Source organism: Dolichospermum circinale AWQC310F (assembly GCF_000426925.1).
Lineage (GTDB): Bacteria > Cyanobacteriota > Cyanobacteriia > Cyanobacteriales > Nostocaceae > Dolichospermum > Dolichospermum circinale.
In genome coordinates, this window is record NZ_KE384713.1 from 110,527 (window position 1) to 131,686 (window position 21,160).

Annotated in this window: 18 protein-coding genes and 1 pseudogene; 11 read left to right on the forward strand and 8 right to left on the reverse strand. The window is 38.0% G+C overall.

Annotated features, from left to right (window positions below; translation table 11 throughout):
• Positions 1 to 37: 37 nt before the first annotated feature.
• Entirely contained in the window at positions 38 to 2,233 is a 2,196-nt protein-coding gene (locus ACIR310F_RS0119450) for a cation:proton antiporter (RefSeq protein ID WP_028085265.1), read from the reverse strand.
• A gap of 683 nt (positions 2,234 to 2,916) precedes the next feature.
• On the opposite strand from ACIR310F_RS0119450, the gene ACIR310F_RS0119455 reads away from it, so the two are divergent.
• A complete protein-coding gene (locus tag ACIR310F_RS0119455; RefSeq protein WP_028085266.1) occupies positions 2,917 to 4,611 on the forward strand; it encodes an ABC-F family ATP-binding cassette domain-containing protein in 1,695 nt (564 codons plus the stop codon).
• 179 nt (positions 4,612 to 4,790) lie between these two features.
• Here the strand turns inward: ACIR310F_RS0119455 and ACIR310F_RS0119460 are convergent, their stop codons facing one another.
• The gene (locus ACIR310F_RS0119460) at positions 4,791 to 5,411 is read right to left on the reverse strand and encodes a Uma2 family endonuclease (RefSeq protein WP_028085267.1); all 621 of its coding nucleotides are present in this window, start codon (positions 5,409 to 5,411) and stop codon (positions 4,791 to 4,793) included.
• Between the two features lie 253 nt (positions 5,412 to 5,664).
• On the opposite strand from ACIR310F_RS0119460, the gene ACIR310F_RS0119465 reads away from it, so the two are divergent.
• From ACIR310F_RS0119465 to ACIR310F_RS0119485, 5 genes are all read left to right on the forward strand, one after another.
• Positions 5,665 to 6,798, forward strand: a complete 1,134-nt coding sequence (locus ACIR310F_RS0119465) for an AAA family ATPase (protein ID WP_028085268.1) — start codon at positions 5,665 to 5,667, stop codon at positions 6,796 to 6,798.
• On the forward strand, positions 6,795 to 7,532 hold the full coding sequence (locus tag ACIR310F_RS0119470) for a hypothetical protein (RefSeq protein WP_028085269.1): 738 nt from the start codon (positions 6,795 to 6,797) through the stop codon (positions 7,530 to 7,532). The genes ACIR310F_RS0119465 and ACIR310F_RS0119470 overlap by 4 nt, the downstream gene beginning before the upstream one ends.
• Before the next feature lie 109 nt (positions 7,533 to 7,641).
• The gene (gpmI, locus tag ACIR310F_RS0119475; RefSeq protein WP_028085270.1) at positions 7,642 to 9,240 is read left to right on the forward strand and encodes a 2,3-bisphosphoglycerate-independent phosphoglycerate mutase; all 1,599 of its coding nucleotides are present in this window, start codon (positions 7,642 to 7,644) and stop codon (positions 9,238 to 9,240) included.
• 96 nt (positions 9,241 to 9,336) lie between these two features.
• The gene (gene secG / locus ACIR310F_RS0119480; protein ID WP_028085271.1) at positions 9,337 to 9,570 is read left to right on the forward strand and encodes a preprotein translocase subunit SecG; all 234 of its coding nucleotides are present in this window, start codon (positions 9,337 to 9,339) and stop codon (positions 9,568 to 9,570) included.
• A gap of 21 nt (positions 9,571 to 9,591) precedes the next feature.
• Positions 9,592 to 10,365, forward strand: a complete 774-nt coding sequence (locus tag ACIR310F_RS0119485; RefSeq protein WP_028085272.1) for a peptidase — start codon at positions 9,592 to 9,594, stop codon at positions 10,363 to 10,365.
• Between the two features lie 145 nt (positions 10,366 to 10,510).
• On the opposite strand, the gene ACIR310F_RS0119490 is transcribed toward ACIR310F_RS0119485, so the two are convergent.
• The 6 genes from ACIR310F_RS0119490 to ACIR310F_RS0119515 form a co-directional block, all read right to left on the reverse strand.
• Entirely contained in the window at positions 10,511 to 11,479 is a 969-nt protein-coding gene (locus ACIR310F_RS0119490) for an orange carotenoid protein N-terminal domain-containing protein (RefSeq protein ID WP_028085273.1), read from the reverse strand.
• Between the two features lie 314 nt (positions 11,480 to 11,793).
• Entirely contained in the window at positions 11,794 to 12,942 is a 1,149-nt protein-coding gene (locus ACIR310F_RS0119495; protein ID WP_028085274.1) for a glycosyltransferase family 4 protein, read from the reverse strand.
• 271 nt (positions 12,943 to 13,213) lie between these two features.
• The gene (locus tag ACIR310F_RS0119500) at positions 13,214 to 14,860 is read right to left on the reverse strand and encodes an MFS transporter (RefSeq protein WP_028085275.1); all 1,647 of its coding nucleotides are present in this window, start codon (positions 14,858 to 14,860) and stop codon (positions 13,214 to 13,216) included.
• Positions 14,844 to 15,773: a DNA repair protein RecO gene (recO, locus tag ACIR310F_RS0119505; protein ID WP_028085276.1), complete on the reverse strand. Its 930-nt coding sequence runs from the start codon at positions 15,771 to 15,773 to the stop codon at positions 14,844 to 14,846. The genes ACIR310F_RS0119500 and recO overlap by 17 nt, the downstream gene beginning before the upstream one ends.
• A 37-nt stretch (positions 15,774 to 15,810) precedes the next feature.
• A complete protein-coding gene (gene deoC, locus ACIR310F_RS0119510) occupies positions 15,811 to 16,488 on the reverse strand; it encodes a deoxyribose-phosphate aldolase (RefSeq protein WP_028085277.1) in 678 nt (225 codons plus the stop codon).
• A 219-nt stretch (positions 16,489 to 16,707) separates the two neighbouring features.
• Positions 16,708 to 17,841: a DNA cytosine methyltransferase gene (locus ACIR310F_RS0119515; RefSeq protein WP_028085278.1), complete on the reverse strand. Its 1,134-nt coding sequence runs from the start codon at positions 17,839 to 17,841 to the stop codon at positions 16,708 to 16,710.
• A 413-nt stretch (positions 17,842 to 18,254) separates the two neighbouring features.
• On the opposite strand from ACIR310F_RS0119515, the gene ACIR310F_RS0119520 reads away from it, so the two are divergent.
• The 5 genes and pseudogenes from ACIR310F_RS0119520 to ACIR310F_RS26410 form a co-directional block, all read left to right on the forward strand.
• Positions 18,255 to 18,974, forward strand: coding sequence for a pyridoxine 5'-phosphate synthase (locus tag ACIR310F_RS0119520; protein WP_028085279.1), 720 nt, complete (start codon positions 18,255 to 18,257; stop codon positions 18,972 to 18,974).
• Positions 18,975 to 19,069: 95 nt separating this feature from the next.
• Positions 19,070 to 19,786 carry a nuclear transport factor 2 family protein gene (locus ACIR310F_RS0119525; protein ID WP_028085280.1) on the forward strand — a complete coding sequence of 239 codons (717 nt, stop codon included), beginning with the start codon at positions 19,070 to 19,072 and terminating at the stop codon, positions 19,784 to 19,786.
• Between the two features lie 146 nt (positions 19,787 to 19,932).
• Positions 19,933 to 20,262 carry an MgPME-cyclase complex family protein gene (locus ACIR310F_RS0119530; RefSeq protein ID WP_028085281.1) on the forward strand — a complete coding sequence of 110 codons (330 nt, stop codon included), beginning with the start codon at positions 19,933 to 19,935 and terminating at the stop codon, positions 20,260 to 20,262.
• 74 nt (positions 20,263 to 20,336) lie between these two features.
• Positions 20,337 to 20,990 (forward strand): hypothetical protein, encoded by a 654-nt coding sequence (locus ACIR310F_RS0119535; RefSeq protein WP_028085282.1) that lies wholly within the window; start codon positions 20,337 to 20,339, stop codon positions 20,988 to 20,990.
• Positions 20,980 to 21,160: pseudogene (locus ACIR310F_RS26410) on the forward strand (hypothetical protein); the annotation flags it as partial. The gene ACIR310F_RS0119535 and the pseudogene ACIR310F_RS26410, both read left to right, overlap by 11 nt.

Consider the following 21,160-nt stretch of genomic DNA (forward strand, 5'->3'; position numbering starts at 1 on the left):
GTTGGGATGTTTAGCACAGTGTACCGACTATCAAAAGTTAGGAATTGGGAATTGTCTCTTGGGTATTAATTGCTGGTAAGAGGGAGGTCAGGTGTGAGGTAATTTGACTGTAACGACGGGTAATGAGTAAAGAAGAACGACATTGAATGGCGAGTTGATCTGTGTATCTTCCTAGTGTTTGACGTTCAATTCCCCAGAGACGACTAGTACCAACAATAGTTAAATCAACATTTTCTGAGGCAGCAATTACGCTTCGCATTGGGTCTGGGGTGGTGACGGTGTTGATTTGAATCCGATCACGGACACTCTTAGGTAATTGCCCTATCATGGCATTAAGTTCATAGCTTAGTTCCTCTGGGGTGTGATGGCCTTTAAATACCTGTAAAACTTGTAAAATGCAAGTATCACGGTTAATGAGCATTCTCAAAGCGATGATCAGGGCTAAATCGTCATGAATGTTAGCCGAGTAGGGAACTAATAAACTTTCACTAGCGTCTCCACCTTTATCTACAAATACGGCTACGTCTACTGGTGTAGTGCTAAGAATTTGTCCAACTCTTCCTCCTAAACGATTGTTACTAAAAGCGGGACGATGCCAGCCAACGAGAACTAAATCTGACATGACAATTTTGGCGGCTATTTGTGCTGTTTCTCTGGCGACATTACTCGAAATCCGAACTATGGGATGGATATAGGAGCGTGTTTCTGGTGGTTCTAGGGTAGCGATTAATTCTTCTAGTTTTTGACGACGTTCGGCTATGAGTCTATCGGCTTCGTTGGGGCTACTCTCAAAGCTATAGTCTTCTTCGAGTTCAATGAAACTGAGGGGATAAACTACGGCGGGTTGTCGGTTGTTGATGGCGATCGCTGCTGCTAATTGTAACAAACCTTTTTGGGTGTCGGGATTAGCTACTGGAACTAAAATCCGATATTGTAATGAGTAGGGTTCACTAATTTCTGGTGGGGTTTCTGGTGGAATTTCTGCTTCTGGTTCAACAATATCTAATCTAATTAGGCTTTTGGGATATGTCCATTCTAGTAATGGCGAAGTCATGAATGTTGTCACCAAGGCCATAATTACTAACATGGTGAAAAGCAAGGGTGTAATTACTTTTAATTCTAACCCGATATTCAAGACGATTAACTCGGTTAAACCACGAGTATTCATTAACCAACCCAGGGCGGAAGATTCTCGTTTGTCAATGCCGCTGAACCTAGCTGCTACATAAGCACCAATATATTTACCGCCAATTGCTACTAATAAAATCAAGGCAGACAATAGCCATAACTTGGGACTGTTGAGTAAACCAATTTGTGTTTTTAAACCACTGTAGGCGAAGAATATTGGTAACAGAAAGATGAGGACAAAATCTTCAGTTTTGATGGCTAATTCTCTGACTAATTCCTCATCTTTGGGCATGACTGCGCCTAATAGGAATGCGCCAAAAATTAGATGAATACCGATAAATTCCGTAATTAAAGCGGAGGAAACAACTCCCATGTAAATTACAGCCAGGAGGAATTGACTCAAGCGCCCAGCCCGACGATGATGTTTACTCAAACGTTTGAGAAACCAACGTCCAACTGTGAACATGAAACCAATATAAACAATACTTTCAATAATAGTGAGAACGGCTTGTTGATCAATGCTACCATGACGAGCAACGGCGATCGCTACCGCCAAAATACACCAAGCTGTAACATCATCCACTGCGGCGCAAGTTAAAGCTAATGTCCCTAACCGAGTTCCTTGTAAATTATTTTCAGTGATAATTCGCGCCAAAACAGGAAAGGCAGTAATTGACATTGCTGCCCCTAAAAATAAAGCAAAAGGAGCAAAATTGACATGACTGGTGGAAACTAAGGGATACAGTACGAAAGATAATACAAATGCAGAAGCGAAAGGAACAATAATACTGAGATTGGAAATGAGAATCGCAGTTTTTAAGTTACCACTCAGATATTTGGGATTTAATTCTAACCCAATCAAAAACATGAAAAATATTAGCCCTATTTGCGATAAAACGTTCAAATAAGGCATTGTTTCTAATGGAAAGAGATGATGTGCTAGATCAGGAGCAATTAAACCAAATAATGATGGACCGAGCATAATGCCGGCGAATATTTCACCAATTACTAATGGTTGTTTAATTGCTTTAAATCCCAGTCCTACAAGTCTTGAGAGTCCAATAACAATTAGCACTTGAACTAGAACGAGAACAACTGTGTGCATAGTTTCCCCACTAACGATTACCAGATTTGACGCAGATAATTTTTTATAACTGTGAATATTGTCAATATGATTAGATACATCTGGAGACCAGTTTTATTGGTTTAAGATGTTAGTCATGGTTACTTTACCATCTTAATGGTTAATGCTAAAAATAACTAACTATCAATTTGGCGATTAAACTAGAAATAATTTGACAATCAGCAATAATAAAACAAATCCAAGAGAATCTAGGATTTATAACTGTTGGTCAAGAAATTATTTAATCCAAAAAGTTAATCATATAAAATTTACGCAAAAAATCAGGAAACCGGGGGTAATTAATGAATTAGCCATAAGCAATAATCAGATTTATGGCTAGGCCACACTGGCTATCAATAATATTTTGGATATTTATCATGTCATAAATACTGTCAGTTACGTGAGTAGTCACCAGAATCAAGTCAAAATATGGACTTTGATAGTGATTTCCCAGTAAATGTACCACATATCCGGGAGGATCACCTAGAATTTCGGCGATCAAGCCAGAGAATATAGTTCAAATATCACGAAAACTGGCATTAGTCGGGGATTATCAAGGAGAAAATTTATTTTTATAGTCGAAAAACTTGTAAATATTGCGTTAATTTTTGTTAAGATTGAATACGGCGTTAGTTTTGCCCCTTTTCCTACCCAAGAGACACTTCATGCTGCGACTAGAACATATCAGTAAAATTTATCCTACAGGCGAAGTTCTTAAAGATATCAACTGGGAAGTCAAACCAGGAGATCGTATTGGTTTAGTTGGTGTTAATGGTGCGGGAAAATCTACCCAACTGAAAATTATCTCTGGGGAGATTGAACCGACTGCTGGGGAAATTATTCGTCCGGCTAGTTTACATATAGCTTATCTTAACCAAGAGTTTGAGGTTGACCCCACTCGTACAGTCAGAGAGGAGTTTTGGACTGTATTTAAAGAAGCTAACGAGGTGCAGTTGGCTTTGTCTCACATACCTCGTGAGATGGAAACTGCTGATCCAGAGGAGTTAGATGAATTAATTCACAAATTAGACAGGTTGCAGCGGCAATTTGAAGCTTTGGACGGATATAACTTAGACTCCCGTATTGGTAAAATATTACCAGAAATGGGATTTCAATTGGAAGATGGCGATCGCCTAGTAAGTGCTTTTTCTGGCGGTTGGCAAATGCGAATGAGTTTAGGTAAAATTCTCCTCCAAAAACCCGATTTGTTACTATTGGATGAGCCGACAAACCACTTAGATTTAGAAACTATTGAATGGTTAGAAAATTACCTCAGAGGTTTAATTACCCCGATGGTGATAGTTTCCCATGACCGGGAATTTCTGGATCGTCTTTGTAACCAAATTGTGGAAACTGAACGGGGTGTTTCTAGTTCTTACCTGGGTAATTACTCATCATACCTTCAACAAAAAGCAGAAAATCAATCGGCACAGTTGAACGCTTACGAACGTCAACAAAAAGAATTAGAAAAACAACAAGCATTTGTAGATAAATTCCGCGCTAGTGCTACCCGCAGTACCCAGGCGAAAAGTAGAGAAAAGCAAATAGATAAAATTGAACGCATCGAAGCACCTGTGGGGGGAGTCAGAACCCTACATTTCCGTTTTCCTGATGCTGTTCGTAGCGGTAGAGAAGTAGTAGAAATTAAGGACTTAACCCATATTTATGGGGATAAAATTCTATTTTTATCGGCAAATCTGTTAGTAGAAAGAGGAGATAGAATAGCGTTTCTAGGTCCTAATGGTGCGGGCAAATCCACACTTTTGAAAATGATTATGGGTGTGGAAAAACCCACAGAAGGGATTGTTAAATTAGGGGATCACAATGTGATTCCTGGTTACTTTGAGCAAAACCAAGCAGAGGCCTTAGATCTAAACAAAACTGTCATGGAAACTATTCATGATGAAGTTCCCGAATGGACAAATGAAGAAGTTCGCACATTGTTAGGAAGATTCTTATTTACTGGTGATACTGTATTTAAGAAAGTTTGGGCATTAAGTGGAGGTGAAAAAGCTAGGTTAGCATTAGCAAAAATGCTATTACGTCCAGCGAATTTAATCATTTTGGATGAGCCTACCAATCACTTAGATATTCCAGCGAAGGAAATGATGGAAGAGGCTTTACAAAATTATGATGGTACAGCCCTTGTAGTTTCCCATGACCGTTATTTTATTTCCCAAGTAGCTAACAAAATTGTGGAAATTCGTGATGGTGAATTTCGGGTTTACTTAGGAGATTATCACTACTATCTCGATAAAAAAGCTGAAGAGAAAGAACAAGCGGAGTTAGCAGCAGCAGAAGCCGCAAAAGCCGCTAAAAAAGCCGCCAAAGCTGCTAAAGCTGGAGCAAAGCAGAAATAGGTAATATCGGCAAATGGGTGACTGATTGTGATTTTGGCTTTCTGTCACCTGTTTTTTAATAATGATATTTTAAGAATAATTGAACGCAGATAAACGCAGATAAACGCAGATAAACGCAGATAAATATGGATGATTATTATTCTGTGCAGGTTTACATAAAAGTATTATTATAAGAGAAATTACATAGCAACAACACCCCCGGATGCAAAGACTTGTTTTGCTGTTAATTGCAAGTTGGGAAAGATTGAGGAAACCAATTGATCATTGTTTTGAAATAATCGCTTTTGATATTCGTCTTCTACTAATGTACAAATTGTAATTGTTGGCTGTTTTATTTTGCCAATATATTCTCTACCACCAATGCCTAAATAATCTACAATCCAATATTCAGGAACAGCTAATAGGGCGTAATCTTCAACTTTGCGAGCATAATCATTTTGCCAGTTTGTGCTAACGACTTCAGCAATTAGTTTAATTGATTTTCCTGATGTAATTACAGGTTCTTTTTGCCATAATGGTTCATTGATTAGTTGGGTTTGGTCTAATACAATCACATCGGGACGAAAGGCTGTGTTTGTTCCCAATAGTTTGATCAAGCAGCGATGGGGGATAAAGTATGGTAAGTCATGATGATCAATTTCTACATTCAGTTTTCGCCCAATTAAAGATGATACCTGTTCATGAGGTCCTGTTGGTTCCATCTCGATTAATTCCCCATCAATAAGTTCATAGCGATCATTGTCGCCATACTGAGCAATAAATTCATTAACTGTGATTAGTTTTAGGGGTGATTGTACCATTATTATGTTTCTTGCTGATTAAATAAAGATGATTCTGACGGTTGGAAACTGTATCTACACAAATAAAACCCATCTGCATAGATTAAAATTAGCAGATTATTCCAGCAATTGGAAACCGCATCTACACAAATAAAACTTAATTTGAGACTCGTGGGCATTGCTAAACTCTTACACTGCCTATAATATATCTAATGTTATAATCAATCCTCAGTCACCATAAAAACAACGCAAGAGCTAATTTACTTTCAAACAGATGTTATCTAAATTAAAAGTTCAACACTACAAAAGCCTTTTTGATACAGAAGTGGATTTAGAACCACTGACTGTATTCATTGGACCTAATGGTTCTGGAAAATCGAATATTTGTGAAGCACTAGCTGTATTATCTGCTTTTCTGCAAAAGCTAATAGATACTAAAAGTAACAAGCAAATAATAACCCTATTTTCAGATTCTTTGAAGAGTCTAAGTAGAAATCAGCAAAGTATCGAATCCAAATTCTGGCATGGAAAGCAAGATTATCTTTCCTTTGCTGTCAGTTCTTTGACAACAACAAAAACCACTGCTTCTGAAAAAGCTCAAAAAAATTTAGATATATCATTTAATCTCAATTATCCTGAGCGAAAAATTCAAGTATATAATTTTGACAATAGTATAGATTTTATATGTAAAACTGCTAATCCACTAAGAGAATTTCTGGTTTCTAATCAATATTCAAATTCTTCTCTTTTTAAAGCTATAAAAGAAGTTAATGTTTACGATTTTGCGCCAACTTATTTGTCTAGTAAAATCTCATCAAGTGGTAGTATGGATAGAACAGGACAGGGAATTGCAAATACTTTACTCGATATTTTGCTAACGAATCGTGACAGGTTTGATGAATTACAGAGTCGTTTAACCCAGCTTGTTCCTCATATAAAAAGTATTGCATTACCTCGCGGTGAGAATCAAACTTTTTCAATCCAATTAGTTGATAGATATTCAGAACATCATATTCCTGCATCTGATATATCAGATGGAACATTAAGAATTTTGGCTTTTTTAACTGCACTTTATCAAGAAAATACTCCCAGTATTATTTGTTTTGAAGAACTAGAAAACGGAGTTCATCCTTGGTTACTGCATAAAATGATGGAGTTGCTAAAAATTGTTTCCACTGAAGGAATAACTGGTAAACCTGTTCAGGTTTTAATTACAACTCATTCCCCTGTGTTATTAAATTATGTTGAACCCCATCAAGTCCGTGCAGTTGAATTAGATAAAGAAGGTAAAACTCAAGTTCATAAATTACCTATAGATTCTGTCAGATTTCAAAAAGCTTTAGAAGCTTATGATGGTGCATTAGGTGAACTTTGGTTTACAAATGTGTTCGGAGGAAATCCAGAATGAGCCGTCGGATTCGGATTGGGCTAATTGCTGAAGGGGAAGCGGAATTGGGTGCAAGTATTCCTTATATTAAACCAGAAGATGGGGGTAAAGTTATTGAAAGAACAAGCGAGGGCGCACTCCATACTTTAATTAGACGAGAACTCGAAAATGCTGGATTTCCTGATTGTGATTTTGTCCAAAGACATCCATCAACTAAAGAAAAACAAAAACGGACTTTACGCACTGGACATTCAATTTTAGATCTCAAATATTTAGCACAAATTGTTATTTTGTGGAAACCAGAAGATGTAGACATGATCATCATTGTGGTTGATGCTGATGATAAACTAGAGCAAAGACACATTGATTTAGAACGAGCTTTAAATGAAATTCGTGATAATCATTTAGATATTAACGAAAAATCAATTAGCGATCGCTCTTCCGGAGGATTAGCAATTAGAAATTTCGAGACGTGGTTACTTGCTGATATGCAAACTGTGGCGACTATTTTAGGTGTAGAATTGCTTTATCTAGAAAATTTAGAAGATTTAGACAATACAAAGGATATTTTGGAGAATGCAATTTCCCAATCAACGTATTTATCTGAAGATACTAGCAATCAACGCCCGCTACAAATTCGCTGGAATTTGGGTAAACAGATTGACTTAGCAATAATAAAAACTGTCTGTCCAGAAGGATATTCTGCTTTTACACAATCCTTACTAGTAGCGACAAAAGCTGTTTTGATGGGATGAAACATAATAACCATTGGCATATCAGAAATTAATCGGCAAAATTTAACCTCCAGAGGAGGATACCAATGGTATCATTCAAGTATTACAAAAAGTAAAGGGCGATTTTACTATGACCAAAGCACCTGTTGCTCCTGTGGTGCTAGTCATTCTAGATGGATGGGGCTACTGTGAGGAAAAGCGAGGAAACGCTATTAACGCTGCCAAAACTCCGATTATGGACAGTTTATGGGCGGCCTATCCCCACACCCTCATTCGCACATCAGGAAAAGCCGTAGGGTTGCCAGAAGGTCAAATGGGCAACTCGGAAGTTGGTCATTTGAACATTGGCGCTGGTCGAGTCGTACCACAAGAACTGGTACGGATCTCAGATGCTGTAGAAGACGGTTCTTTAAGGGTAAACCCAGCCCTAGTGAAAATTTGCCAGGAAGTCCGTTCCACTAGTGGCAAGTTGCATCTAGTGGGGCTTTGTTCTGATGGGGGGGTGCATTCCCATATTACCCATCTATTGGGACTACTTGACTTAGCGAAGGAACAGCAACTTTCACAAGTTTGTATCCATGCAATTACCGATGGTCGTGATACAAAGCCGAAAGATGGGATCAGGTTCATCCAGCAGCTAGAAGAATACATAAAGGATATTGGTATTGGTGAAATTACTACTATTAGTGGTCGCTATTATGCCATGGATCGTGATCACCGCTGGGATCGAGTCCAACGGGCTTATGATGTAATGACAACAGACGGTGCAGGCAATGGAATCTCGGCTGGAGAGATATTGCAAGCATCTTACGCTGAAGGTATTACTGATGAGTTTATTCTCCCTGTCCGTCTGCAACCGGGTGAGGTAGAATCGGGTGATGGGGTCATATTTTTTAATTTCCGCCCCGACCGCGCTAGAGAACTAACTCAAGCCTTTGTCAGTAACACTTTTAACGGTTTTGAACGACAGAAAATTCAGCCGCTTTCTTTTGTAACTTTTACCCAATATGATCCAGAATTACCTGTTTCCGTGGCTTTCGAGCCTCAAAACCTGACTAATATTCTGGGTGAAGTTATCGCTAACCGTGGTTTAAAACAGTTTAGAACTGCGGAAACGGAAAAATACGCTCATGTCACCTATTTCTTTAATGGCGGAATGGAGGAGGCCTGTGTAGGAGAAGACCGGGAATTAGTCAATAGTCCAATGGTATCTACTTATGATCAAGCCCCGGATATGTCAGCACAAGCTGTGACGGATGTAGCGATCGCTGCTATTAAAAAGGGCATCTATTCTCTAGTAGTGATGAACTATGCTAACCCTGATATGGTAGGGCATACGGGACAAATCCCGGCTACAGTAACAGCTATTGAAACGGTAGATCGTTGTTTGGGTCGTCTGATTGATACAATTGGTAAAGCTGGTGGTACGGCAATTATTACTGCTGATCACGGCAATGCTGAGTATATGCTAGATGAGGGCGGTAATCCTTGGACAGCGCATACTACCAACCCAGTTCCTTTAATCTTGGTAGAGGGTGAAAAAGCCAAAATACCGGGATATGGAACAAATGTGGAATTAAGAAATGATGGCAAATTAGCCGATATTGCTCCAACTATTCTGGATATTTTACAAATATCCCAACCCCAAGAAATGACCGGGCGATCATTACTGAAAGCCGCAGAATATGATTTACAATTAACTCGTACTCCTGTACAGGTGGGCTTGTAAAATTGTAAAATGTTAGTTTAGTCCTGGCGGTTTCTAACCGCCAATTTAGCTAAATCCCTTATTGTCTGATGACTTCTTATCACCAACATTTCTAATATGGCAATTACTAACATCGTACAAGGTATTTGGGCATTTTCCGCCCTTGGTTTAATTGTTCTGGTTTTGTTACATAGTCCTAAAGGTGACGGAATTGGTGCTATTGGTGGACAAGCACAATTGTTCACAAGTACCAAAAGTGCCGAAAATACTTTAAATAGAGTTACTTGGGCGTTAACGGTGGTTTTTATGGGTTTGACTGTGGTTTTAAGTGCTAATTGGTTACCCAAGTAGTTGCGAATGAAAACGGGGAAAATGGGGAAAATTACCCAAAATCAACGATTTTGGCGACGGTTAATGGCAGTTCTAATTTTAGCAATAAGCACAGGACTGTTAGTTATTTTTACTGATTTTCCAGTTAATGCTGTTTTCAGGGAACAGGAGAGAAATTTTCAATTATCTAATTCTCTATCTGTTCTTGAAAAACACCATTCTTTACCACCAACTCTGGTAAAATGGCACGATAAAACAAATGGTGGTGATTATTTTGATCAAATCAAATCTACTAAAGTTGGTTATTTAATTTGGTCAAGTTTTCCGGTAAAGGTGAATATAGAAACACCAAAAGATGTTGGTGAAAAACAATCACAAATATGGGTTAATAATGTTTTAAAAGCAGTTGAAGAATGGAATATTTATTTACCTTTACAGGTAGTAGAAAAATCTGATATTGCTGATATTAAAATTATTCGTAAAGTGCCACCTTTACAACTTGAACCTAATAGTAAAATACCCCGTGCGCGTTCGGCTTTAACTACTTATGATTTATATACTGCAAATAATATTTTATCTCACAGGTTTACAATTCTGTTGAGTCCTAGTCAAACTGGTGATTATGTATTGTCCGCAGCACGTCATGAACTTGGCCATGCTTTGGGAATTTGGGGTCATAGTTTGTCACCAACTGATACTATGTATTTTTCTCAACTTCGTAACCCACCGTTGATTTCTGTTAGAGATGTAAATACTTTGAAACGGATTTATGAACAATCTACAGGTCTGGGTTGGTCTGTTGTGGGGAAAGATTGAATATTATAAGATAGTTCTTTCTCGTCGGTTCTATGATAACAGATTTTTCGCTTAGTGTCAATACCTTATACTTGACAATTTGCCAGTTTGGAGGCTGTTAAAACTGTTTAGTGCAAACTTTATTTTTAACAGCCTCTTGATTTGATTAAACTCGACGTAGGTTCATGAGTTCTTGAGGAGAGGCCAGCATATCAATGGCTACAAAGAATATTTTTCCTTCAGGATTGATCAAAAACCGCCAAGAAATATTCATACCGACAGTAACACCAAACCAAGGAGTTTGGACGATTCCTGTGATTTTCAGTTGCTTAGAACCGTCTGGTTGAACTTCACAGATACCTTGTTGCGGCATCATGTTTAGTCCTTGTGCTTCTTCGCGCATATATTTAGCGATCGCTTCCCGGCCAACAATGGGCTTTTGGAATGGTGGTTGTAGCGCACCGTCGGTAGTAAATAGCGCAATAGCAGCATCAAAATTATCTGCATTCATGGCTTCAATATAGCCTAACACAGCGGGTTCTGTAATACCGTCAATTTTCACCGAGGAAATGACTGGAGTTGTGCGTTGGAAAGCAGGTTCTGTAGCTGCTTTGGGATAACTACTAGGACCGAGGTCAGAAGTATCAAATCCCATATCTACTACAGTATTCCGTAATACGGTAATTTGCTGACCTGGATCAAGTTTTTGTGTAGCTTCTAATACAAATCTTACACCAGGAGACATTTGATAACCAACGGGAATAGGAGTAATAATTCCCTGTTTCATCAATTCTCCTAATTCATACCAGAACGCTAGTTTAGTATTTACACTGAAGAACCCATAGGAACGGCTAATAGGAGTATCAGCGCGACTGGCTAAATCCCGCATGACTTTTGTTTGTTCTTCACTGGACATTTGCTTAATTTGACTAAGCAGCCCCTCGGCTAATTGTAAGCGTGCTGCTCCTGGTGCAGCAGGAGTAATAGTTTTACCCATTTCAGTATAAGCATACCAAAGATAGGCTAATTTATCATCAACGTTAAGTTGATCGAACAAGGCTATAGTTGCGGGAATTGGACTAGGAACTTGAGTATTAGAAAAAATAGTTTGAGCAGACTGGATAGTTAATGCCACAATTGGAATCTCCAAAATTATGTGTTTATTAGTCGCTATGAAAACTTAAGTTAAAAATGTTTATGATGAACTTAGGTTTTATGTAAAGTAATGTAACGGAAATCTTAATTTTTGTAAAGCCATGGAAATTACGACTTGACAAAATAGATTAAATATGGTTTTCTACCATAAATGAATAGGTAACAAATATCTTGCTCCTCTAGAAGTAGCTAGAGGTGGGTGCAGTTTTCTATAACCATTGTCGAGACGTTCCATGAAACGTCTCTGCTAGAGGTGTTTATTGATTGTCAAGGGGAGATAATGAATGACATTATCTAAACACCCCAACTCAGTGTTAAAGGTCGCTGTGCGAGGACTTGATGATAAAGCTGTTCTAATTGGGTGATGTTATCATTCAGGGTATAGCGTTCCAATACCCGCTTTCTGGCTTTTTGTCCTAACAATGTTGTTAGTTCTGGATGATCTTGAAATAGTGGTAAGAGAGTTTTTAACTGCGATCGCACACTGCTAGTATTAATTGATACACCAGCACCCCGTTCTAAAACTTCTCCGTCAGCACCGACATCAGTAGCTAAACAGGCTAAACCACAGGACATTGCTTCTAATAGGGATAGGGATAGACCTTCTACCAAAGAAGGCAAAATAAATACATCAGATCCCCGTAAAATTTCGATGCGGCGATTTTCGTCAGCGATAAATCCTAACCAGATGATCCCATATTCAATCCCATAAAAGGACTCTAAAGAAGGTTTTAATGGACCATCACCGACAATAAGTAATTTTGTATTAATTCCCATATCTGACTGTTTCCAAGCACGCAAGAGAGATTCAACGTTTTTCTCCTGAGCGATTCTTCCTTGATACACAAATAAACGTTCAGCACCAAATTCTGCTTTAATTTGGGAATGTCCTGGAGAATACTTAATAGTATCTACACCATTAGGAATTACAGCAATTTTGTTTTCCCGCACCCCCATATTGGAGAGTAATTCTCTCTGAATTTGGGAAAAAATAATTACGCGGTCATAATGATCTAAAAAAGGGGCATAGAGTTGATAAGCTAGGAGTTGGGTACTAGATAATAATTTTGCTCCTTTACCTGCAAATGGAGTGTGAAAAGTTGCAATTAGGGGTAAATTTAATTCTTCGCAAATTTCTGGTAAAACGAAGTCAAGAGTTGATAAAGTCAGAGAAGCGTGGACTATATCGGGTTTAATTTCTCTGAGGGAATCTTTCAAAACTTTAGTTGCTTTAAAAGAGGGAATAGTGTAAACCTGGGACTTGTAGATAAATGGTAGGGGAACTTCTTGAAAATTCGGCCAGTTGTCCGTGGTGGCTTCTTCCTGAGCGAAGTGTAGAAAACTAACCTCATGTCCTCTATCTAATAAGCCGTTGGTAATTTCTCGACTATAGGTGACGTTACCGCAAAAGGGGGTTTTTTTTCCAATCCAAGCTATACGCATTCTTTGGTTATCTATAAAAAAGACGAGTATCAACTATACTGTTTTGATTATGCAGTTGTGATAACGGAATTTTCGTTGATGATCAAAATTCAGTTACAGGTAATTGAGAAACTAAATAATCCTGGTAATTAAAAATTCAATAAATAACTTTATTGATAATTAGAAAAAGTTATGAAAGATTTATTTTATCACAACTTAGTAAACTGATTATTGAGTTCATTTGCAACCAGGCAAATATTTTCTATTTGACTGGACTAAGTATAGCATAAATTCATGATTTTGATGCAGTTGGTGATGATTTGGCATCTTCAGATGCACCAGTATTGTACCAGGTAAAGAGACAGCCGCATAGGACGATGACGGCTAGGGTAAAAAATACTGCTTTTAAGCCGATAAAAGTTTCTGCTATACCTGCTAAAGCCAGGGGGAGGGAGAGAGCAATATTAATCACATTATTTTGCAGTCCAAATACCTTACCGCGCATAGCTGGGGGTGTTTCGGTTTGAATTGCGGTTTGCATGGGTATAGCGACTAAAGAGCCAAATACGCCCACTAGGGCTATAAATAGGAGTACGGGTAAGAGTTGGGTTGTAAATAATGATAAACCAATTAAAGAGGCTGTCATGCCGATACAACCGCAAAAACTGAGTTGTTTGTAGGAAAAACGTTGACCAAATTGGCCGAGAATTGTCGCTCCCACAGCAACACCAACACCTGCGGAGGCTAGTAAGAAGCCGAATTGAGAGGCTTTGATATTAGGGATAATTTCTGCCATACGCACAGCCAGAACAGTGAGAGCTGCAAAGACAGAAAATAAGATAATTAGTTGTAATAAAGCATTACGGATGCGATGATTTTCTTGGAGATAACGTAACCCGTCGCGTAGGTCCAAGAAAACGTGAGGAAATTCTGTCTCCGGGGGGTGAGGTTTTTCGTTAGTTTGGATTAATAATAATATTAACCCAGCGATCGCATAACTACCACCGACCAAAATTTCTTTTCCCAAGCCACCGTTACCACCTAATTGTATCCACAGTTTATCTGCTAATGCTAAAACTGGTTCTCCGACTGCAAAACCAACAATTACAGAAGCCATCATTGTTGTTGTATAAAGAGAATTAGCAGACAGTAAATCTTGTTCTTTTACTATTAAAGGAATGGCGGATTGTTCGGCTGGTGCAAAAAATTGTGTTAGGGTAGAAACTAAAAAAGTCACACCTAAAATAATCAAGAAACCCACGGGTAAAACTCCCACAGGCTGCCAATTATGAGTAAACCATAATAAGGTAGGAATGAGTAAAACCAGAATACCACGCCAAATATTTGATGCTACCAAAACAACTTTTTTTGACCAACGATCTACAAACACCCCAGCCAGAGAACCAAATAATACGGCGGGAATTGTAAAGGCCATCATTAGAGCGGAAACCCAACCGCTAATACTTTGATCACTAGCTTGAAACTGACTATTAATCAAAGCGATCATTAATACTAAATAAACTTTATCAGCTAATTGACAAAAAACTTGACCTGCCCAAAGAGCGAGGAAATTCCGATTTTTTAATACAGGTAAAAAACCCGATTTTTGATGATTTTCTGAATCTTGACCTCCAGAACCACTATCCATTAATGGTAGAGTTTCTGGTATTATTTCCGTTGCTACTGAGTCCTGATCTTGATCACAATTAATTTTATCATTTATCTGGGTAATTTCTAGTGATTTAGGGATATCAGTCAAGGGAATTTCTGATGTGAAATTTCCAGATTCAGAAATATTATTGAGTGGCATTTCTGAACTATGAATATGACTTAGTTTAGGTGAAGAAGCAACATTATGATCTGAGGATCTATGGTTTTTTTTAGCTTCGCTAGGTGAGTGAGTTCGGCTTTTTCTATCTAAATCAGACGATTGCATCATGGTTAGTGGCAAAATAAGAGTCAATCAAAGTGGCAGAGTGAATAGGTCGTCCCAAATGATACTGGACATACTGACGTAAAACTTGCTCAACAGCTAACCATCCAGAATAGTCGGCTGCATCTATTTGTATTATCTCTATTTCCGACAGATGTTGAAGCATAAACAGTTCCTTTGCGTTCAACAGGTAAGAAACAATTGGTAACTCCTGGGGATAAAAAATCGTTTTATCACTAGGGTCAGAGGCCAAGGATTGGGTATTGGGAACATTTGTCCTTGTGTTTCCGTTCATTTTCCGATGTTCCCATTTTCCCTGCTCTATTTGCTGTTGCAAATTTTTCCAGGCGTCTAAACAAATTATCCCACCAGAGGGAATACTAAATCCAACTTGCCAATGGGGATTTTTCCAGTCTGGAGTTAAAAACCGCTGTGTTAAGCAACAAAATTCTACTTGCGGTGTCAGACCCGCTAAATTTAACAGATGAAATACACCTTGAACTAAACAAGCAACTACACATTTTGTTTCGGTTGTGGGTATATCCTCTATACGCTGAATCTTTTTATTAAATAACTCATAAAGTTCTATTTGGGGTTGTTCGCTTAAAGATTGACATAATACTATTTCAGCTAAATATTGACTAGCAGCTAATTTACCGAAATTCCTAGATAAACCCGGATAATTTTTAATGGTTTGAGCCTCAATAATTATACTAAGATTTTTACCTGGAGAAATTAGTAATTCATTAATCACAAACATCCCCATTTTACCGCCCAAACTGGAATTTTGTTTACGCGCTCCCGTCGCCACTGCTCGAATCAAACCAAATTCCTGGGTAAGAATTGTGACTATTTTATCCGATTCGCCCAGGGGCTGAGTTTTGAGATTGATACCAGTTGCTTTGTAGGTTTTACTCATTAGTTACTGGTCATTAGTAAAAAATTTTTCATATTATCTATTCCTCGACCGGGTTATTACGTTGACGAAGTAAATCTACACCACGGGATGTGCCTAATCGAGTCGCACCAGCTATAATTAGATCTAAGGCTTCATTGTGTGTACGAATACCCCCTGACGCTTTGATTCCTACCCGATCTTTTGCTATCTCTTTTAAAAGTTTAACATCTGCTACAGTTGCACCACCATTCCAACCTGTACTGGTTTTCAAGAATGCTGCACCGGCATCCATAGCCAATTCTGCTGCTATTTTTTTCTCAGTATCAGTAAGAAGACTAGTTTCCAAAACTACCTTAACAGGCTGTCCGGCTTCTTCGCAAATTGTGGCAATTTCCTGGTGAACTTCGTCTGTTTTCCCGGCTTTTAACCACCCTAAATTAATAACTACATCTAATTCAGTAGCGCCATTATCTACTGCTTCTTTAGCTTCATATAATTTCACGGCTGAGGTATTTGCACCATTGGGAAAGCCAATGACCGTACAAATTCGAGGATTTTTTTTATACAGTAGTTCTGCTGCTTGCTTGACATAGCAGGGATTTACACAAACGGAAGCAAAGTTATATCTATATGCTTCATCGCACCATTGACTTATATGTTCTGGAGTGGCGATTGGTAATAGCAGAGAGTGGTCAATAAACGGCGCAATATCAATATTTGGATAGTCTAGTGCCATCGTTTTTATTTGGGTGTAGAGTTGATGATCAAAATTAAAGTATTTCTTATATATTAAACCATATAGTTTGTAGGTTGGGTTGAGGTAAGAAACCCAACAAATGGGTGGGGTGGTGCTGTCACCGGACTTCCAAAAAATGAACTGATATATTAAACCATATTTAATATGATTAAATGATCATACTAGTAAATTCTTGAATTATCTGAAAAATTGAGTATTTTAGTTGAAAGAATTAGTATTTAAGAAGTCAAGAATAGTTTGTGCTAATGATTTTGCTGCTAGGTATGGTAGACCATTACCAACAGTTTTAAACATATTCGTAAGTGACATATTTTCTGGGAGTGAAAAATTAGCGGGTAAAGATTGAATTGCTAAAGCTTCTGCTACGGAAATACGCCTAATTTTATAAGGATGTAAATGTACTTCATTATTACCATAACAAGCTGTGGGAGAATAACGCCACCTATGTAAACGTTTAAATGATTTTTTAGAATCATCTCCTTCTGCAATAGTAGCAAATTTGATTTTACCTGCTCTTGGTTGAAAATAATGTTTAGCATTGGGATGGTTAAGAACGTTATTTTTTCTAAACCAATATTCAACGGTTAGTTGTTGAGGAATATTTTCAGGACAAGGAATTAGGGAATTTTCTTGAAATAGTTCCCATTGCTTCCAGGGATAAGCAAATACTTGATTTTGAGGATATAAAACATATTTTTCCCAAGGAAAGGTAAATTCATATTTGATTTTCATATTTTGGAGAAAATTATTTTTAAAACCTAGTAAAATAATTCTCTCTCTATCTTGAGGTACAGCGTATTCTATGGAATTAATTAAACGTTCTGTTAATATATAACCTGCTTGTTGTAATTTGATTTTTAACTCTTCAAAAAATAGACGGTGTTTTGTAGTTCTCCATAAACCTTTGACATTTTCAAAGAAAAAGAAATCAGGTAAATTTTGACAAATTAATTCGATATAAGCAGATGAAAGTTTACCATTATCTCCTAAATGTCCTTTATTTTTACCACCAACGGAAAAATCTGGACAGGGTGGACCACCAATAAAGCCTATGATATTATTTAATTTGCGGGAATCTTTGACTAATTCATTTAGTCGTTGTGCTGGTGTTCCTGTTACTAATTTGCTTACGTCTGCGGCTTCTCCTTGATGATATCCATATTCAGGTTGGGGGAGTTTAAGAATTTCCCGTGAATGGCGATAAGCTGACATAAATGGCGGGAAAATTTCATTAACATAAGTGATGTTATAACCTGTAGTTTCAAAGCCTAAATCCAGGAATCCTGAGCCGGAAAAAAAGGAGAAAATAGTGGGATGAGTGATCACTGACATAATGTAATATTTAAATAACAATTTATTTAATTATTCCTAATATAACCGATATTACAGCGGTTTCCGATCTGATGAAGTACAAAGTTGAATCATGAAACTCTTGTGGTGCGGGCATCTTGCCCGCTAGATATGTACCTCATAACACCGGGAAGTGCTGTATTTATTAGTCAATAGCATTTTCTTGGAAAAATTAAAAAAAATAAATTTATGTTTTTGATGTGATCTAATTATTTAATTAGGGCGTGAATTTGCTTTATAATTCTACCATAAATCACCAGGGAATAAATTTCCTACCTAATAAAATAGAGTCAAGGCTGAATTGAATTAAAAAACTAAAAAATTAAAAAATTAAAAATTATTAGTATTTCCGCTAAAATCAACATTTAAAGACAGTAAAGCAGGAGAAACCAGACGTGCCTACACTCGGTGTAAATATTGATCATATAGCTACTATCCGTCAAGCTCGACGCACAGTAGAGCCAGATCCCATAGCAGCAGCATTACTAGCAGAACTAGCGGGTGCAGATGGCATTACAGCCCATTTACGCGAAGATAGAAGACATATTCAAGATAGAGACGTGCGACTATTGCGGCAAACCGTCAGAACTCATCTAAACTTAGAAATGGCTGCAACCGAGGAAATGTTAGCCATAGCCCTAGACATCAAACCTGATTATGTTACCCTAGTACCAGAAAAGCGGGAAGAAGTGACCACAGAAGGTGGTTTAGATATTGTCGGACAAACTGCTAGAATAGGGGCAATAGTGGATAAACTGCAAAATGCTGGCATTCCCGTAAGTTTGTTCATTGATGCTGAATTACCACAAATCGAGGCATCTGTCAAGGTAAAAGCCAAATTTATTGAACTGCATACAGGACAATATGCAGAAGCCAAAGACGAAACAACTCGTCAGCGGGAACTAGCTTTATTAGCCCAAGGCTGTGAACAAGCCATTAAAGCGGGTTTAAGGGTAAATGCTGGTCACGGACTCACATACTGGAACGTTTACCCTGTGGCCGCGCTTCCAGGTATGGAAGAACTAAATATTGGTCATACTATCATTAGTCGAGCCGCTCTGGTAGGTATAGAAAGAGCAGTTCGAGAAATGAAAGCAGCAATGGGGGGTAATTGATAATTGGGTAAAATTCTGATCTTTTACCTCTTGCTACTGGGGAGTATTGGTTGCGAAATCCTGTAAATTAAATTAAAGTCAGACTTGAAACTTTTATGACTCCTACACCGAATAACTTACCCCTATGGGTACAGGACAGAGCTAAGGTAATTGCAGCCAGTACAGACGCTCAATGGCGCTATCAAAAGCCACCTGACTATAGCCGTTCTCAGCAGAACCTAGCTAAAGAGAGTATTCACCATCATTTAGAAGGTACACTAGAAGCAATTGTGGAAAACCTAGTCAGAACCTTTGAAATGGAAGTTTCATGGAAAACTAACCCCCAACAGTGGTTATCTGTGGTTAATGACAAATTCCGGGTGAGTAGCAATGGAGGCCAAGAATATACCGCCGCTGAATTAGGCGCGAAAGGTACTTATAATTTATTTATGGCTGACTCTGAACATTACAAAGCTTCCGAAGAAAGTTTTGAATCATCCCATGATATCTTTCATAGTACCTTTCCCCAAGGATTTCCCTGGGAGGTATTAGCGGTTTATTCAGGTCCGCCTCATGTTACATTCAAATGGCGACACTGGGGACATTTTCAGGGTAAATATAAAAATTATGCACCAACGGGGGAAACAGTAGAAATGATCGGTATGAGTGTTGCCCATGTTACCGATGATTTAAAAATTGTTTCCTTAGAACACTATTTTGATAATGCCCTGTTCTTGGAAAAATTGACAGCAGGTGGCAAAATAGAAAATAGTGACAATAAAGGTAGTGGTTGTCCCTTTGGTTCTTGGTTTCAGGGATTAAAGAAAAGTTAATTGTTCGAGGTACAGCGTCAATACTGTACCATTATTACATCTTCGACTTCTTTTTTCATGATGTCAGTGAATGACGAATCAATACTAGAAGTCGGGGATGTTAACGCCTTACCATAGAATTATGAATTAGTCAGTAAACACAGAAAATGGAAAAATATTATTACGTTTTGGCCAGTCAACACTTTCTCATAGAAGAAGAACCAATAGATGAAGTTCTCAAAGAACGGACTCGTCACTATCATGAACAAGAAAAAGAAATTGATTTTTGGTTAGTTAAGCAACCTGCTTTTTTAGAAGCACCAGAAATGAAAGATATTAAAAAGAAATGTCCTCAACCAGCAGCAGCAATTATTTCCACTAATGCTCAATTCATTACCTGGCTAAAATTACGGTTAGAGTATGTCATTACTGGAGAATTTTCAGCCCCTTCTCAGGCTATACCTAATGCAATAGCCTCTCTTAGCAGCGTTTCTTAATAGGGAACAGGGAATAGGGAATAGATCAGAATTTTACCTTTTCCCTAATTATCAATTATCAATATTATGATATTATGCAAAAATTACAAACTTTATCGGGTGTTTTATTATTAGCATTTGCCCCCTTAATTAGCAATATTCATCCTGTTATTGCTCAACAAAATTTTGCTAATTGTCAACAACCAAATGTGGGAGAATATTTATTATTAGTATTGAGTCCGACACCGGAAAATCAAAAGCAGTTGCGTGCTGCATTACCTACAGAGCAAAAAACAATTGTTTGTCAATATAATAACCAAATAGTAACGCGAGTTGGTGGTTTTACAAATATTGATGATGCCAACCGTTGGGCGAGGTATATTCAAAATATAGTTGGTTTATCTGCCACTATTACCACTCGTCCAACAGAACCAGCGACCCAACAAGTACCACAAACAATACCAAATATACAAACTCCAAAAATCACCTACAACCCCAAAATATTGGGGGAAGGTTATGCAATTCTGGTAGATTATTTTAACCGTCCAGAAATGGTTAGTAGTTTGCAAAAGGCTGTGGGAGGTGACGTAGGTTTTGTATCCTATGGACAACGCCCTTACTTACTGGCAGTTTATACTACCAATCAAAAAGAAGCATACAATACATTACAAAAACTCAGCGAAACCGGGTTTGTGGCCATTTTAGCAGATGGTCGGAAAGTGGTTTTACTGCGCTCAATTGTGCGTTGATAGTTGTCCGTTGTCAGTTGTCAGTTGTCAGTTGTCCGTTGTCATTTGTCAGTTGTCCGTTGTCAGTTGTCCGTTGTCATTTGTCAGTTGTCCGTTGTCATTTGTCAGTTGTCAGTTGTCAGTTGTCAGTTGTCCGTTGTCAGTTGTCCGTTGTCCGTTGTCCGTTGTCC

What these genes read in the sequence shown, in the direction of transcription:
- ACIR310F_RS0119525 (WP_028085280.1), top strand. Translation starts at nt 19,070, where the DNA reads ATGACTCCTACACCGAATAACTTACCCCTATGGGTACAGGACAGAGCT.
- deoC (WP_028085277.1), bottom strand. Translation starts at nt 16,488, where the DNA reads ATGGCACTAGACTATCCAAATATTGATATTGCGCCGTTTATTGACCAC.
- recO (WP_028085276.1), bottom strand. Translation starts at nt 15,773, where the DNA reads ATGAGTAAAACCTACAAAGCAACTGGTATCAATCTCAAAACTCAGCCC.
- ACIR310F_RS0119465 (WP_028085268.1), top strand. Translation starts at nt 5,665, where the DNA reads ATGTTATCTAAATTAAAAGTTCAACACTACAAAAGCCTTTTTGATACA.
- ACIR310F_RS0119470 (WP_028085269.1), top strand. Translation starts at nt 6,795, where the DNA reads ATGAGCCGTCGGATTCGGATTGGGCTAATTGCTGAAGGGGAAGCGGAA.
- ACIR310F_RS0119450 (WP_028085265.1), bottom strand. Translation starts at nt 2,233, where the DNA reads ATGCACACAGTTGTTCTCGTTCTAGTTCAAGTGCTAATTGTTATTGGA.
- ACIR310F_RS0119500 (WP_028085275.1), bottom strand. Translation starts at nt 14,860, where the DNA reads ATGATGCAATCGTCTGATTTAGATAGAAAAAGCCGAACTCACTCACCT.
- ACIR310F_RS0119495 (WP_028085274.1), bottom strand. Translation starts at nt 12,942, where the DNA reads ATGCGTATAGCTTGGATTGGAAAAAAAACCCCCTTTTGCGGTAACGTC.
- ACIR310F_RS0119460 (WP_028085267.1), bottom strand. Translation starts at nt 5,411, where the DNA reads ATGGTACAATCACCCCTAAAACTAATCACAGTTAATGAATTTATTGCT.
- ACIR310F_RS0119515 (WP_028085278.1), bottom strand. Translation starts at nt 17,841, where the DNA reads ATGTCAGTGATCACTCATCCCACTATTTTCTCCTTTTTTTCCGGCTCA.
- secG (WP_028085271.1), top strand. Translation starts at nt 9,337, where the DNA reads ATGGCAATTACTAACATCGTACAAGGTATTTGGGCATTTTCCGCCCTT.
- ACIR310F_RS0119455 (WP_028085266.1), top strand. Translation starts at nt 2,917, where the DNA reads ATGCTGCGACTAGAACATATCAGTAAAATTTATCCTACAGGCGAAGTT.
- ACIR310F_RS0119485 (WP_028085272.1), top strand. Translation starts at nt 9,592, where the DNA reads ATGGGGAAAATTACCCAAAATCAACGATTTTGGCGACGGTTAATGGCA.
- gpmI (WP_028085270.1), top strand. Translation starts at nt 7,642, where the DNA reads ATGACCAAAGCACCTGTTGCTCCTGTGGTGCTAGTCATTCTAGATGGA.
- ACIR310F_RS0119535 (WP_028085282.1), top strand. Translation starts at nt 20,337, where the DNA reads ATGCAAAAATTACAAACTTTATCGGGTGTTTTATTATTAGCATTTGCC.
- ACIR310F_RS0119530 (WP_028085281.1), top strand. Translation starts at nt 19,933, where the DNA reads ATGGAAAAATATTATTACGTTTTGGCCAGTCAACACTTTCTCATAGAA.